14 protein-coding genes are annotated in these 13,604 nt (G+C 54.2%); 3 read left to right on the top strand and 11 right to left on the bottom strand.

Going from position 1 to position 13,604, the window contains the following annotated elements; translation table 11 throughout:
• The first annotated feature begins 175 nt into the window (after positions 1 to 175).
• A complete protein-coding gene (locus FT726_RS00070) occupies positions 176 to 1,240 on the top strand; it encodes an NAD(P)-dependent alcohol dehydrogenase (RefSeq protein ID WP_104187843.1) in 1,065 nt (354 codons plus the stop codon).
• Here the strand turns inward: FT726_RS00070 and FT726_RS00065 are convergent, their stop codons facing one another.
• The 7 genes from FT726_RS00065 to dnaB all read right to left on the bottom strand — a co-directional run bounded on the left by FT726_RS00065 (position 1,241) and on the right by dnaB (position 8,039).
• The gene (locus FT726_RS00065) at positions 1,241 to 1,597 is read right to left on the bottom strand and encodes an MmcQ/YjbR family DNA-binding protein (RefSeq protein ID WP_021507845.1); all 357 of its coding nucleotides are present in this window, start codon (positions 1,595 to 1,597) and stop codon (positions 1,241 to 1,243) included.
• A gap of 3 nt (positions 1,598 to 1,600) precedes the next feature.
• Entirely contained in the window at positions 1,601 to 2,017 is a 417-nt protein-coding gene (locus FT726_RS00060) for a secondary thiamine-phosphate synthase enzyme YjbQ (RefSeq protein ID WP_211726529.1), read from the bottom strand.
• A gap of 106 nt (positions 2,018 to 2,123) precedes the next feature.
• Positions 2,124 to 3,611, bottom strand: coding sequence for a catalase (locus FT726_RS00055; protein ID WP_407075047.1), 1,488 nt, complete (start codon positions 3,609 to 3,611; stop codon positions 2,124 to 2,126).
• Between the two features lie 319 nt (positions 3,612 to 3,930).
• Positions 3,931 to 5,124 (bottom strand): amino acid aminotransferase, encoded by a 1,194-nt coding sequence (locus FT726_RS00050; protein WP_031279758.1) that lies wholly within the window; start codon positions 5,122 to 5,124, stop codon positions 3,931 to 3,933.
• A 45-nt stretch (positions 5,125 to 5,169) separates the two neighbouring features.
• Positions 5,170 to 5,784, bottom strand: a complete 615-nt coding sequence (locus FT726_RS00045) for a YitT family protein (RefSeq protein ID WP_288425018.1) — start codon at positions 5,782 to 5,784, stop codon at positions 5,170 to 5,172.
• A gap of 228 nt (positions 5,785 to 6,012) precedes the next feature.
• Positions 6,013 to 6,504, bottom strand: a complete 492-nt coding sequence (locus FT726_RS00040) for an Lrp/AsnC family transcriptional regulator (RefSeq protein ID WP_058757562.1) — start codon at positions 6,502 to 6,504, stop codon at positions 6,013 to 6,015.
• 128 nt (positions 6,505 to 6,632) lie between these two features.
• On the bottom strand, positions 6,633 to 8,039 hold the full coding sequence (gene dnaB, locus FT726_RS00035; protein WP_021507851.1) for a replicative DNA helicase: 1,407 nt from the start codon (positions 8,037 to 8,039) through the stop codon (positions 6,633 to 6,635).
• A gap of 73 nt (positions 8,040 to 8,112) precedes the next feature.
• Here dnaB and FT726_RS00030 point away from each other — a divergent pair, with 73 nt between their 5' ends.
• The gene (locus FT726_RS00030) at positions 8,113 to 9,096 is read left to right on the top strand and encodes a quinone oxidoreductase (protein ID WP_346302285.1); all 984 of its coding nucleotides are present in this window, start codon (positions 8,113 to 8,115) and stop codon (positions 9,094 to 9,096) included.
• Between the two features lie 185 nt (positions 9,097 to 9,281).
• Here the strand turns inward: FT726_RS00030 and pspG are convergent, their stop codons facing one another.
• From pspG to traF, 3 genes are all read right to left on the bottom strand, one after another.
• Positions 9,282 to 9,548, bottom strand: a complete 267-nt coding sequence (gene pspG / locus FT726_RS00025) for an envelope stress response protein PspG (protein ID WP_034826939.1) — start codon at positions 9,546 to 9,548, stop codon at positions 9,282 to 9,284.
• Positions 9,549 to 9,771: 223 nt separating this feature from the next.
• Entirely contained in the window at positions 9,772 to 10,767 is a 996-nt protein-coding gene (dusA, locus tag FT726_RS00020; RefSeq protein ID WP_346302284.1) for a tRNA dihydrouridine(20/20a) synthase DusA, read from the bottom strand.
• A 94-nt stretch (positions 10,768 to 10,861) separates the two neighbouring features.
• Positions 10,862 to 12,112 (bottom strand): conjugal transfer protein TraF, encoded by a 1,251-nt coding sequence (traF, locus tag FT726_RS00015; RefSeq protein WP_346302283.1) that lies wholly within the window; start codon positions 12,110 to 12,112, stop codon positions 10,862 to 10,864.
• Positions 12,113 to 12,564: 452 nt separating this feature from the next.
• On the opposite strand from traF, the gene zur reads away from it, so the two are divergent.
• Entirely contained in the window at positions 12,565 to 13,086 is a 522-nt protein-coding gene (zur, locus tag FT726_RS00010; protein WP_034826958.1) for a zinc uptake transcriptional repressor Zur, read from the top strand.
• A 65-nt stretch (positions 13,087 to 13,151) separates the two neighbouring features.
• Here zur and FT726_RS00005 read toward each other — a convergent pair whose 3' ends face one another.
• Positions 13,152 to 13,364 (bottom strand): CsbD family protein, encoded by a 213-nt coding sequence (locus FT726_RS00005; RefSeq protein WP_034826959.1) that lies wholly within the window; start codon positions 13,362 to 13,364, stop codon positions 13,152 to 13,154.
• Positions 13,365 to 13,604: the final 240 nt, after the last annotated feature.

Genomic DNA, 13,604 nt, shown 5'->3' with positions numbered 1-13,604 from the left:
TAGCAAATGCAGAAACAGGCAAGAAACAGACAACTTCAGGCATATACGCATCGCGTCCCGCTGACTATTCTTACTGCGTTCCTTTTGGCGCCGCTGACGCGCCTCTGTCCTTCAGTGTCATCACTGAACGGACCCCTCGCAAAAAATACTCACGACACATCTGACTGGAGACACCATGAATATTACGCATGCCTATGCCGCACAGGACGCGAAAGCCAAACTCGCCCCGTTCGATTATAAGCCGCGCGAACTGCGCGCTCATGATGTGCAGATTGAAGTGTTGTACTGTGGCGTCTGCCACTCGGACCTGCACCAGGCGCGCAACGAATGGCGCAACACCGTATTCCCGGTGGTGCCAGGCCATGAAATCGTGGGTCGCGTCACCGCCGTTGGCGCGCACACGCACAAATATAAAGTGGGCGATTTAGTCGGCGTCGGCTGTATGGTCGACTCCTGCCGCAGCTGCCCAAGCTGTCAGGAAGGACTCGAGCAGTACTGTGAAAACGGCTTTGTTGGCACTTACAACGGCCAGGATCGTGAAACCGGCGCCATCACCTACGGCGGCTACTCCACCAGCATGGTGGTTGATGAAAGCTTTGTGCTGCGCGTACCGGAAAACCTCGATCTGGCGGGCGTTGCGCCGCTGCTGTGCGCCGGTATCACCACCTATTCCCCGCTGCGTCACTGGAATGTCGGTCCCGGCAAAAAAGTTGGTATCGTTGGTCTGGGCGGCCTCGGCCATATGGGCGTGAAGATCGCGCATGCGATGGGCGCGCACGTGGTGCTGTTCACTACCTCACCGTCAAAAATTGAAGATGGCAAACGCCTCGGCGCTGACGAAGTGGTGATTTCGAAAGATGCTGACCAGATGGCGCAGCACGCCAACAGCTTCGACTTCATCTTAAATACCGTCGCCGCGCAGCACGATCTCAACCCGTTTATCGCCCTGCTGAAGCGCGACGGCAACATGACGCTGGTCGGCGCGCCGGAGCACGATCACCCGGCGCCACAGGTATTTAACCTGATCCTCAAGCGTCGCAGCATTGCCGGTTCACTAATTGGCGGTATCGCCGAAACCCAGGAGATGCTGGATTTCTGCGGCAAGCACGGCATCACTTCGGATATCGAGCTGATCGCCATGAACCAAATCAACGACGCCTACGAGCGCATGCTGAAAAGCGACGTGAAGTATCGCTTCGTGATTGATATCAACACCCTGCGTGAAGAGTCTGCGGCTTAATCAGCGCGTCTCATCATCATGGCTGACGCCCGCCGCGCGCGTGGCGTCAGCCTGTTGCCACGATGCATCAACCAGATAGTAAATCTGCGAATCCTTCAGCGATCCATCCAGCCACAGCGTGCTCCAGTGCGACTTATTGAGATGTTCACTGGGAAACACATCGTGGTGTTCATCGCGCAATAATTCCGCCAGCGCGGGCGAGGTTTTCAGCGACAACGCCGGTCGCCCTTCAACGTCATGCACCATGGCAAACAGCACGCCATCGCTTTTCACCTGGGTTGCGTCCCACTCATCTTTATAACTTTGTGAAGCGCCCGGTTTGCTCATGCAGTAGGTCAGTAAATCCGACGTGTTCATGTTTTATTCCCCTTGTAAGGTGGCGACGATGCGCCGCGCGCCGCCGTGTACCCGATGTTCGCCCAGCCAGATCCCCTGCCAGGTGCCGAGCAGCAGTTTGCCGCGGCTGACCGGGATCAGCAGCGATACGCCAAGCAGTGACGATTTAATGTGCGCCGGCATGTCGTCAGCGCCTTCATAGTCGTGCTGGTAGGGCGCATCCTCTGGAACATGCCGCAGAAAGTGCTGCTCCATGTCGCTGCGCACCGTAGGATCGCAATTTTCATTGAGCGTCAGCGACGCTGAGGTGTGCTGCAACAGCAGATGCAGCTGGCCGATGCGCAGGTCCGTTAAGCCCTTAAGCTGGCCGACAATTTCGTCGGTGATCAGATGAAAGCCGCGCGCCTTCGCGCTCAGCGTGAGAGTTTGTTGCTGCCACATGCCACATTCCTGGGTTAAACCGTTTACTTAAGTGTGCAGCATGTCGGCGAAAGGTAAACCCTTCAGCGGGAAAAAGCGGCAGAGCGCTTGCTCTGCCGCCGGCACATCAGTCGCTCAGCTTGTCAGCCAGCGCTTTTACCGTGGTGATATCGTCCTGCGTTACCGCCGCCAGACGCGTGCCGTACTCGCTATCGGCCTTATAAAAGAACGAGAGCATCGCCAGCCGGCTTTGCGCGTCGGCGCTTTTCAGCGCGCTACCGAGCGAGGTGATCAGAGCGCCCCGCTCTTTCGCGTTAAAGGAACGATACAGCTCCCCTGCCTGGCGGAAATTCTGCGGTTTGGCGATCATCGCCTGCTGCGTACTGCCGCTAAGCGGCGTATGGCTGTAACGCGCGCTTTGCAGCTCTTCACGCGGATAGATGCGGCTGGGCTGATAATTGACGCCCTTGTCATCAGCATTACCGCTGTCCATCATGCCATCCTGATTGCCGTTGCTGACCGGTACGCGCGGCGCATTCACCGGCAGGCTAAGGCCGTTAGTGCCCACGCGGTACAGCTGGGTATCAGCATAGGAGAACAGGCGGCCCTGCAGCAGGCGATCTTCAGACGGCTCAATGCCCGGCACCAGGTTGGACGGGGCCATCGCCACCTGCTCGGTTTGCTGGAAGAAGTTGTCGACGTTGCGATTCAGCACCATCTGCCCGACTTTCACCTCGGGCACGTTCGGCCAGATTTTGGTGGAGTCGAGCGGATTGAAATCGAACTTATCCACTTCGCTGGCTTTAATGGTCTGAATGTAAAGATCCCACTTCGGAAACGCTTTGCGGTTAATCGCCGCCACCAGATCTTCTGTCATGTGGCTGTAGCTGCGCCCCTGGATCGCTGCCGATTCAGCCGGATCGAGGTTGCGTTCGCCCTGTAACGTTTTCCAGTGAAACTTCACGTAGTGCACTTCGCCCTGGCTGTTCACAAACTTGTAGGCGTGCACGCTGTTACCGTCCATTTCGCGATAGGTCGCCGGCGTGCCCATGTTGGAGAACAGCATGGTGAGCGCGTGCGTGGCTTCCGGTACGTGGGAGAAGAAATCGAAGGTGCGCGCATCGTTATCGAGGTTAGTGCGCGGATCCGGTTTAAACGCGTGCACCATATCAGGGAACTTGATCGCATCGCGGATGAAGAACACCGGCAGGTTGTTGCCCACCAGATCCCAGTTGCCCTGGCTGGTATAGAATTTGGTGGCAAAACCACGCGGATCGCGCAGCGTTTCCGGCGAATGCTTGCTGTGCACCACGCTGGAGAAGCGCACGAAGACCGGCGTCACCGTTCCCGGTTTAAACACCTCAGCGATAGTCAGATCGCTGATATCTTTGCTGGCGCGAAATTCACCGTGCGCGCCGGTGCCACGCGCGTGCACCACACGTTCCGGAATACGTTCACGATCAAAGCGCTGCAGCTTTTGAATCAGCTGCACGTCCTGTAACAGCACCGGGCCATTGGCGCCGGCAGTTTGTGAATTCTGGTTATCGCCGACCGGCGCGCCGTTATCACGCGTCAGCTCAACGGCCGCAGCAGGCAGTGCGAGCGCCAGCGTCATGGCAATGCAGAGGGGTTTCAGTGCGGAAGGGAAATAGCTCATGGGCGGTTCCTTATTGTGATTGGCGAGCGCTCTGGCAGTGCGCCAAAGCGCGCCGGCAAAAAATAGCGCCCTCACTAACAGGAACACACAAGACCCGTCCCGATTACCCGGGGTTAAGGTGTTATAGCCATGCGGAATGCGGTCGCCAGCCAGCATGGCTGGCAAAGAGAAGCGTGGAAAAGCGGGGGGGGGCGGCAGAAGGTACAGCGGGAACAGACAATGCGTGGATGGCTGAACGAATGCCTGCCAGCCGCGCGGCTGACAGGCATCGCGTCAATTACATTACGGCAGCAAACGCCTCAGCCACCTGATTGACGTTGCGGCTGTTGAGACCGGCGACACACATGCGGCCGCTGGCGATCAGGTACACGCCGAACTCTTCGCGCAGGCGGTCCACCTGCTGTGCGCTCAGGCCGGTGTAGCTGAACATGCCGCGCTGCTTCAGCAGATAATCAAAGTTTTTGCCGGGCAGTTTACTGTTCAGCACATTGACCAGCACCTGGCGCATTTCGATGATGCGCAGGCGCATCGCTTCCACCTCCGCCAGCCAGTTGTTGAGCAGCGCTTCGTCGTTCAGCACGCAGGAAACCACCTGAGCACCGAAGTTCGGCGGGCTGGAGTAGTTGCGACGTACGGTCGCTTTCAGCTGACCCAGCACGCGTGCCGACTCTTCTGCGCTGTCGCAGACAATCGACAGCCCGCCAACGCGCTCACCGTACAGCGAGAAGATTTTCGAGAAGGAGTTGCTCACGAGCGCCGGCAGGCCCGCCGCGGCAATCACGCGAATCGCGTAAGCGTCCTCTTCCATACCGGCACCAAAGCCCTGGTAGGCGATATCGAGGAACGGAATCAGCTCCTGCGCTTTCAGGACCTCAACGGTTTGATCCCACTGCGCGTTGGTCAGATCCGCACCGGTCGGGTTGTGGCAGCACGGATGCAGCAACACGATGGATTGCTTCGGCAGCGTTTTCAGTTTGGCGATGAAGGCATCGAACTTCACGCCGTTGGTGGCGTCGTCGTACCACGGGTAGGTGTTAACGTTAAAACCGGCACCGTTAAAGATCGCCACATGGTTTTCCCATGTCGGATCGCTGACCCATACGCTGGCGTCCGGGAAGTAACGCTTCAGGAAATCTGCGCCCACTTTCAGCGCGCCGGATCCGCCCAGCGTCTGGATGGAAGCAATGCGCCCCGCCTGCAGCATCGGGTGCTCTTTACCAAACAGCAGCGGCGCAATGGCGTTACGGTACGGACCCAATCCTTCCATTGGCAGATAGAGCGAAGCCTGATGTGGCTGCGCCTGCAAACGCTCTTCCGCGGCGGCCACCGCCTGCAGCTGAGGAATGATGCCGGCTTCGTTGTAATAGAGGCCGATGCTCAGATTCACCTTGTGGTCACGCGGGTCCTGTTTGAAGGTTTCCATCAGCGACAGAATCGGATCGCCAGCATAGGCATCAACGTTTTGAAACACGGTGCAGATCTCCATGATTATTCATAAATGTGTGGGTCGACGTCATCAAACAAAATAGCGGCCGGGACGGTGATTCATGGCGATGATGAGATTGAGCATCACCGCGCCGGCGATGGAGGCCAGCAGCATCGGCAGCGATACCACAAAAAGCGAGGCCAGTACCACACAGGTATCCAGCGCCATTTGCAGTTTGCCGGCGCGCAGACCAGAGCGATCCTGCAGCCAGAGCGCCAGAATATTGATACCACCGAGGCTGGCTTTGTGACGAAACAACACTATAAACCCAATCCCCATCACCACGTTACCGAACAATGTCGCATAAAACGGATTTAGCGCAGAAAAATGGATAAACAGCGGGTGCAAATGGGTGAACAGCGATACCAGCCCCACCGCACAGAAGGTTTTCAGGGTAAATTCCCAGCCCATGCGACGAATGGCCAGCCAGTAAAACGGCAGGTTAATCAGAAAGAAGGCGCTGCCGAACGAGAGCGGCGACAGGTAGCTAATGAGAAAAGCCACGCCCGCCGTACCGCCGGTCAGCGCGCCCGCCTGTTTCAGCATAATGACGCCAAACGACACCATCAGCGTGCCAAGCACGATAGCCAGCGCATCTTCTGTACGGGTGTGGGGAATGCGGGAAGATTGTACAGCGTTATCCATGGCGCGATCTCTTTGCAAATGATGGCGTTCATTTGCAAAAAACGCACCACATCGGCGGCTTCCTGTCGCCGCCGATGGGTGCCAGCGATTATCCAATTGATAACTAAGGCGCTTTATTGCAGGTTTATGTGCATCAATCTGCCGTAAAATAATCGATTCATGCACAAATTCGGTTTCTGGTGCGCGCTTTACGCGAAAAATGGCAGAAATCTGCACCACACTGGCACATCATGCACTCTTTTGGCGCACTTTGTGCTCGGGGATCATCATCAAACCGTTCTCTTTTAAACGATTGAGTACCACCGAGGTTTTCACGTGCGCCACGCTTTGATGGCCAGCGACGAGCTGACTGATCAGCGCGCTCAGCGCCGCTAAATCGGCCACCGCGACTTTTAACAGATAGTCGGCGTCGCCGGTGGTTTTGAACGCGTCGACAATCGCCGCTTCCTGCTCCACCATGCGGTGAAAACTCTCTTCGTAATCGGGCGTGTGATTTTTCAGTCGCACCTCGATCAAGCCGACCATGCCCAGCCCTACCGCGTCCGGCGAGAGCCGTGCGTGATAGCCGAGAATGAGATTTGCCTGTTCGAGATTAATGCGCCGGCGTGAACATTGCGACGCCGAAAGTCCGACTAAATCACTGAGTTCCTGGTTGGTAAGGCGGCCGTTAGATTGTAGTAGTGTCAGTATCTTAAGGTCGTAATCGTCTACCTGAGTCATTCTGTGTCCACAGCGTTATAGGATTCGCTTTGCTACAGATAACCTGATAATTGACGAGGTTGTCCAACACTATTTTCTGATGACGTGAAATGCATGCACAAATCGTGCATGCAACTGTGGAAGCGCGATTATTCGTCGTCGTATTGCGGTCCGGCGTAGTTATCAAAGCGTGACCACTGGCCGTTGAACGTCAGACGTACTGTGCCGATCGGACCGTTACGCTGTTTACCGATGATGATCTCGGCGATGCCTTTCAGATCGCTGTTTTCGTGATATACCTCGTCACGATAGATGAACATGATCAGGTCCGCATCCTGCTCGATCGAGCCCGATTCACGCAGATCCGAGTTAACCGGACGCTTATCGGCGCGCTGCTCCAGCGAGCGGTTAAGCTGCGACAGCGCCACCACCGGTACATTAAGCTCTTTCGCCAGCGCTTTAAGCGAGCGTGAGATCTCGGCGATCTCCAGCGTACGGTTGTCAGAGAGCGCCGGTACGCGCATCAGCTGCAGGTAGTCGATCATGATCATGCTCAGGCCGCCGTTTTCACGGAACACGCGGCGCGCGCGTGAACGCACTTCGGTAGGCGTCAGGCCGGACGAGTCATCGATGAACATGTTCTTCTTTTCTAACAGGATGCCCATGGTGGCCGAGATGCGCGCCCAGTCTTCATCCTCCAGCTGACCGGTACGGATACGCGTCTGATCAACGCGCGACAGCGAGGCCAGCATACGCATCATCAGCTGTTCGCTGGGCATCTCAAGACTGAAAATCAGCACCGGTTTGTCTGTCAGCATGGCGGCGTTTTCGCACAGGTTCATGGCGAAAGTGGTTTTACCCATCGACGGACGCGCCGCGACAATGATCAGATCTGAACCCTGCAGACCGGCGGTTTTCTTGTTGAGATCCTGATAGCCGGTATCGACGCCAGTCACGCCATCGTGCGGCGTTGACACCAGCGCTTCAATGCGCGATACCGTCGCTTCGAGAATCTGCTCGATATTTTGCGGGCCTTCATCCTTATTGGCGCGCTGTTCGGCAATTTTAAAGACGTTGGATTCAGCGAAATCCAGCAGCTCTTCGCTGCTGCGGCCCTGCGGATCGTAACCGGCATCAGCGATCTGGTTAGCCACCGAAATCATCTCACGCACTACCGCACGTTCACGCACGATGTCAGCGTAAGCGCCGAGGTTCGCCGCACTTGGGGTATTTTTTGCCAGCTCGGCCAGATAGGCAAAGCCGCCCGCCATCTCCAGCTCACCGCGCGTTTCCAGCGACTCTGACAGGGTGATCAGATCAATGGGCTGACCGGCTTCCAGCAGGCGCTGCATTTCAGAGAAAATCATGCGGTGCGAACGGTTGAAGAAGTCTTCCGCGACCACGCGCTCGGAGACGTTATCCCAGCGTTCGTTATCCAGCATCAACCCACCGAGCACCGACTGCTCCGCTTCGAGAGAGTGCGGCGGCATTTTCACGCCTTCGAGCTGCCGATCGCGGGGTTCGTTCGATTTGTTGGTGGGTTTATTTCCTGCCATAGTGAATGCATTACCGATCGTGAAAGGGACGCGCAAGTATACCGTCCCAGGATGAACAATCACAGGAGTCAGAATGGCAAAGCGTATTCAGTTCAACCAACACGGTGGCCCGGAGGTATTGCAATGGGTCGATTTCGAGCTGGCCGATCCCGCCGAACATGAAGTTCAGGTCGAAAACAAGGCGATTGGCATCAACTATATCGACACCTATGTGCGCAGCGGGCTCTATCCGGTGGCGGCTTTCCCATCCGGGCTGGGCATAGAGGCCGCAGGCGTGGTGAAGCGTGTTGGCTCAGGCGTAACGCGCTTTAAGCCCGGTGACCGCGTCGTCTATTGCCAGGCCGCGCTGGGTGCCTATAGCGAAGTGCATAACGTGGCGGAAGATCGTCTGGTGATCCTGCCGGAGAGCATAAGCTTTGAACAAGGTGCAGCCTCGTTTTTGAAAGGCTTAACCGTGCAGTATTTGCTGCGTCAGACCTACAAAGTGAAAGCCGATGAAATATTCCTGTTCCATGCCGCAGCGGGCGGCGTGGGACTGATTGCCTGTCAGTGGGCTAAAGCGCTGGGCGCGCATCTGATTGGTACCGTGGGCTCCGCCGAAAAAGCGCAGATTGCAAAAAATGCCGGTGCCTGGGCGACCATTAACTATCGCGAAGAGAATATCGCTCAGCGCGTCAGTGAATTGACTGACGGAGAAAAGGTCGCGGTGGTGTATGACTCGGTGGGGAAAGATACCTGGGAACCTTCTCTCGATAGCCTGCGTCGTCATGGCTTAATGGTGAGTTTTGGTAATGCCTCGGGCCCCGTCACCGGCGTTGATCTTGGGATTCTGAACAAGAAAGGTTCGCTGTTTGTCACACGCCCTTCGCTGTTTGGTTACATTACCAATCGTCAGGAACTGGATAACGCCAGCAACGAGTTGTTCTCGTTAATTGCCAGTCGTGCGATTCAGTTGAAGATACCGGATGAACAAAAATTTGCTTTGAGCGATGCGGTGTGCGCGCATCAGGTTCTTGAGAGCCGTGCCACGCAGGGCTCTAGCTTGCTGATTCCCTAAAAAGTTAAGGGCTTCCCGAAGGAAGCCCTTTTTTCTTTCTTTTTATAGTTCGCGCTGGTGTAGGGTCAGCGGCGATGAATTCGTTTTGAATTACTTTACGCATCCTGACAGAAAACATAAGTAAAAAATATGTTTAATTGCAGATTCGTACTAAGCAATTACCGACTCTGTGATCGCTCCCGCATTTAGCGCCAACCACGCCGCTCTAACTTACTGATTTTTCTTTTCAGTCTGTTCAATTTCACTTCACCGCTCGGTGTCGTAAAAGCGCGATAAAGCCACACGGCGACCACCGCCAACACCAGCCACGGTAACAACTTGATAACAAGCGCGAATAACCCGCCGAGGAACATCACAACGGTGGCAACAACCAATGCAGCGATAACACCCAGCAGTGAAACGCCAGTCAGCAACAGCATCAGAAAAAAGCCGATAACAAATAAAATTTCCACGAAGGCTCTCCTGTGTAAGTAACACAGAGTGCATTACAAGATGCGTGCCAAAGTGAAGAGATACTTAATGCATTGAAAATCAGGACATTATATTGGGAGAGGGTTTTCAGTAGTGATGAAATACACTAAAAATTGGCGCATTTTAAACCGCACTAACTACAGCGATGCCCCTCTTAAGGGACGAGAAAGGCAAGCACTCTTGCCTTTCCCGACTCACCTACAATCAGGCTTCCTGTGGAATCTTATCCGCGACCAGCGCCAGTGCCGCTTCCAGCACCCGTACATCTGCACCCGGCTTATGGGCATTCTCACTTAAATGACGACGCCACTGGCGCGCACCAGGAATGCCCTGGAACAGGCCCAGCATATGGCGTGTAACGTGCCCCAGGTAGGTGCCTTTGCTCAGCTCCGCTTCGATGTAAGGGTACATCGCACGCACCACCGCGACCGGATCGACAGACGGCGTATCGCGGCCGAACAGTTCACGATCCACTTGCGCCAGGATGCCGGGGTTCTGATACGCTTCACGGCCCATCATCACACCATCCATATGCTGCAAATGCGCTTTCGCTTCTTCCAGCGTCTTGATGCCGCCGTTAATCGCCATGGTCAGCGCCGGAAAATCACGCTTCAGCTGATAGACACGCGGATAATCCAGCGGCGGAATCTCACGGTTCTCTTTCGGGCTTAAACCAGAAAGCCATGCCTTACGCGCATGGATAATAAAGGTCTCGCAGTTGCCCTTATTGGCCACCGTACCAATGAAATCACACAGAAATGCGTAGCTGTCCTGCTCATCAATTCCGATACGGGTTTTCACCGTCACCGGAATACTGACCACATCGCGCATCGCTTTAATGCAATCGGCGACCAGCGCGGCGTCAGCCATCAGACAGGCACCAAAGCGCCCATTCTGCACGCGATCGGATGGGCAACCGACGTTAAGGTTAATCTCGTCGTAACCGCGCGCTTCCGCCAGCTTCGCACATTGCGCCAGGGCTGCCGGATCGCTGCCGCCCAACTGCAGCGCCAGCGGATGCTCCTCTTCGCTGTAAGCCAGATAATCGCCTTTGCCGTGAATAATGGCGCCCGTGGTCACCATTTCGGTATACAACAGCGTATCGCCGCTCAGCTTACGGTGAAAATAACGGCAGTGGCGATCGGTCCAGTCCAGCATCGGAGCGATAGAAAAACGTTGCGAAGAGAAAGTATCGGTCATGAAACGCAGTAAATCCGGAGTTAGTGAGTGATGAGAAACTGCGCAATGATACCACAGCAATAACGGGCGACACAGCCGCCCGTTATTGTGAGTTTTAGAAGTTAAAGCCGAGCTGCAGCATGCCGCCCCAGGTATTATCGTCACCCACTGAACCAGCGAGATCCAAATGCACGGTATTGTTAAACGGTGAAACGCCCAGACCTGCGGTAAACACATTGGTATCGTTTGATTTCATATCCGCACGATAACCCGCGCGCAGTGCTAACCAATCCAGCACCCGATATTCCGCACCCACTCCCGCATATTGGCTGCTTTCTTCCGATTTGAAACGCTTGGTTTGCGTCAAATCAACATCGCCTGCCAGGGTGAACGCGCCGTAGTTCCAGGCCAGACCTGACGTGACCAGCGGACGGATTTGATAGGTATCGCGGTAGCCTTCCACTGTTTTGGTGTCGATGTCGCGTGAGATCAGGTTCTGCCCTGTCACACCCAACGTCCAATGCTCACCAAAGTCGGTCGCGATGCCTGCATCAATGTTGAAGCCAGTATCGGAACTGCGGTATTGGCTGTTGTTGATATCACTTTTATCAAAGTTATAAATACTGGCGGTGTAGTTATACAGCCAGGTTTTTTGCAGCTTTGGCGTCACACCCACGGAAACCGGATGGCCAGCGACATCAAATTCATGTGCAACGGAGACGCCATAATCGGTGACTAACGCCGCAAGGCCATTGCCGCTCGAACGCAGGTTATCCTGATCGCCCGGCCTTGGCGTGATGCTCCCATCCGCCACACCACGCAGATAGGTGATGTCGCTATCAACCACATTGGCGCGCACATGTGCTGTACCGTAGGCTTTTGTAATAAAGGCAAAGGGCAGCGTATCGTTTGGAACAGTGACGGCAAAAGCGACTCCCGCAGTACCGTTCGCTTTATTTCCTTTTAAATCTTGAAGCTGATTGGCCATATCCCCTGCCGCAGCCTTAAGCTCCGGGTAACCTCTGAGATAATCAGCAAAGTCGAAATCATCAATCAGTTGTTTATAGCGATCGACACTGTCGGTAATGTCATCAACTTTGTTAATTAATTTGTCTTTGTCGGTAACCTGCACACCGGCTGAAGGGAATATGACGCTGACGTTATCTTCAGGTTTGGCTTTGGTCATCAATGCCGGGTTAGCCAGCACCGCTGAACTCCAGGTTGACGAAGCAACGCCGGTGCCACCCATGGCATCGTTACGCGCGTCATACCATGTACCTGCTGCCAGAGCTGAAGAAGAAAGAAATACTGCATTCAAACCAACAAGATAAGCTAATTTTTTGTGCCTGAATAATGTCTTCACCATGAGCCTGCCATCACCTTTGAAATGTCGCTGAATAACTCAGAAACGAAACAGTTTAGTTAGCCGCTATTCTGAACCCTGGCTAACGCATCATTGCTGTGAATTAAAAGGAAATAGCACTGCTGTTCGCAGAATTGGATGCAACCACACCATTCTGCTGTTTAGTTATGCAGAAAAATGAACAAAGCCTAAATTGATGCCAGATATTACTTAAGACCTTTTGAACCTTAGACGCTAACCCGGTGAGTTGCAAAGCAAAAATAGCGTGATAATTACGCTATATGACTGATCTCATAGAGGGTCTGAAATGAGCAGTTTTATCAGCACAACAGGAAGGTTAAGTTAATTTATTGATTAGCAGGATTTTTCCTGGTCTTTAACCGGGTAAAAAGCAATCACAGCAGGGTAAAAGTTTGTGTGATAAAATAACATCGCCTGCAACCTGGAGAACACTTATGTCAAACCTCACGCCCGCACAACTGCTTACTCAGGCAGAATCCCTTTGCCTTGACCGCGGCGTGCGCCTGACCACTCAACGCGCTGAAGTGTTGCGTTTAATGGCTGAGCAGAATGGTTCGATCAGTGCTTACGATCTGCTGGATCAACTCCGCATCAGCGAGCCGCAGGCTAAACCGCCGACCATTTACCGCGCGTTGGATTTTCTGCTGGAGCAGGGTTTTATTCATCGTGTTGAATCAAATAACAGCTATGTGGTTTGCCACCATTTCGATGAGCCTGCGCATACTTCGGTGATGCTGGTGTGTGATGGTTGTGCGGCAGTCAGTGAAAAACACGCACACGGCGTAGAAAAGATTATTTCGGGATTGGCCGATCAGGCCGGATTCTCACTGCGCCACACGGTTATTGAAGCCCATGGTTTGTGTGAAAACTGCGCAGAAGTCGCAGCGTGTAATCATCACGATAGCTGCGATCACGATCATGAGATTGATACGAAAAAGAGAGTGAGAAAAGGGTGAGTGGCACTTCCTTGTGCCTTGCCGACGGGTGATCGGCGGGGTAGGAGCATCTTCCTTAATTCCGGTTACCAGCGGTAATCTTTATTGTGACTTTCCCAGTCTTTCACTTCGCTTTCGGCCTGGTCTTTCGCGTAGCCGTAGCGTTCCTGAATTTTACCGACAAGCTGATCGCGCTTACCTTCAATGACCGTCATATCGTCATCCGTCAGCTTGCCCCACTTCTCTTTCATTTTTCCTTTAAACTGCTTCCAGTTACCGCTCGCTTCGTCTTTGTTCATCATAATCCTCCACATCATCCTGAGTGAGATGTGATGATCTCCTGATAAATCAGGTAATCACCCACACAACGCGCTACTCAATTGCGCCGTTTGAGATAATTATAGTAGCCAGATAGGATTACGCAAAAAAATACAGAATAATCTGTAGGTTACGCTTCGCTTATTCAAACAGTGAACCAGCTGTCGTGTCGCCAGTGACGTCGCCACATCCACCAGAGCGTCCAGCCACGCAAGGCAAGA

Source organism: Pantoea sp. Morm (genome assembly GCF_016643525.1).
Classification (GTDB): Bacteria; Pseudomonadota; Gammaproteobacteria; order Enterobacterales; family Enterobacteriaceae; genus Pantoea; species Pantoea dispersa.
Note: the sequence above shows the minus strand (reverse complement) of the source record. Positions and strands in the feature narration are given on the sequence as shown.